The sequence below is a fragment of the Streptomyces sp. NPDC031274 genome (assembly GCF_055570235.1).
This window is the reverse complement of sequence record NZ_JBVIHP010000523.1, coordinates 1-1,007: the sequence shown is the minus strand read 5'-3', so window position 1 is coordinate 1,007 and position 1,007 is coordinate 1. Positions and strand designations below refer to the sequence as shown.

Genomic DNA, 1,007 nt, shown 5'->3' with positions numbered 1-1,007 from the left:
CCGCTGCCGGGGCGAGGACCACATGATGATCTCCTGGCCCTCCCCCTTGCGGAGCTGGGCCGCGTGCACGGCGACGATGCCGAGATCGAGCTCCTTGTCGTCGGGCCCGGCGTGCCGCCACTCTCCGGCGGGTGGCTCGATCCAGACGGCGACGGTCGTCCCGTCGTGCACGGAACTCACGTCCAACTGGTCGGCGGGCCCGAACGGCTCGCCCGTCTTCTTCGGCACCACCCAGACGACGGCGTCCTTGCCGGCCGAGACCTTGACGGTCACCTTGGCGCCCTGGCGGGCCCTCGGTCCCGCCCCCACGGTGGTGCGTCCCGTCGTGCTGGAGACGTCGACCGAGAAGGCTTCCTTGCTCGACGTGGAGAGGGTGAGGGGCACGGGCTTGGGCGCCGGGCCGAGCTTCATGCGCAGCAGCTCGCGGTCGACGCGCAGGACGGGGTCGTCGGGCCCCGCGCCGAGGGGCCGCAAGGGTGCGGCGCCCGCGGCGTGAGCGGTGGGTGCGGGCCCGGCGGCCACGAGCGCGCCGGCCGTGACCACCGTCGCGGCGATCACCGTGCGTCGCGGAGGGTTGCCGGATGCGGGAGTTTCGTCACTCAGAGTGTTGTCCACGGCCGCATGCAACCATGATCGAAAGCTCTGCACGGGGACGGTGCCGCGCGGGACGCGCCGCGATCGCAGGGCCCGCAAGGGGTCGAAGGGCTTGTGCGGCCGAGGGTGTTCGGGGCGTCAGCAGGTTTACGTTTCGCTCGATCTGCCTACGGCTCCGGCTGCCTACGGCTCCGGCTGTCCACGGGTCCTGCCGTCCACAGCTCCGGTCAGCGCGCCTGGCTCCGCCCCGCCACCGCCTTCGCGATCTTCTCCGCGTCCCGCGCCATCTCGCGCAGCATTCCGCTGATGGGGTTCGTGAACCCGGTGAAGTAGAGGCCGGGGGCCGCTTTCGAGGTGCGGGCGCCGCGGACGAGCGGGGCGCCCTTCGCGTCCAGTACGCCGAGATCGCCCAG

General features: G+C 72.5%; 1 protein-coding gene and 1 pseudogene. Both read right to left on the bottom strand.

The window, feature by feature from the left end; translation table 11 throughout:
• The coding region (locus ACZ5CR_RS47665) for a hypothetical protein (protein ID WP_468870338.1) at nt 1–615 on the bottom strand (615 nt) is incomplete at its 3' end.
• A 206-nt stretch (nt 616–821) separates the two neighbouring features.
• A pseudogene (locus tag ACZ5CR_RS47660) lies at nt 822–1,007 on the bottom strand (NAD(P)/FAD-dependent oxidoreductase); the annotation flags it as partial.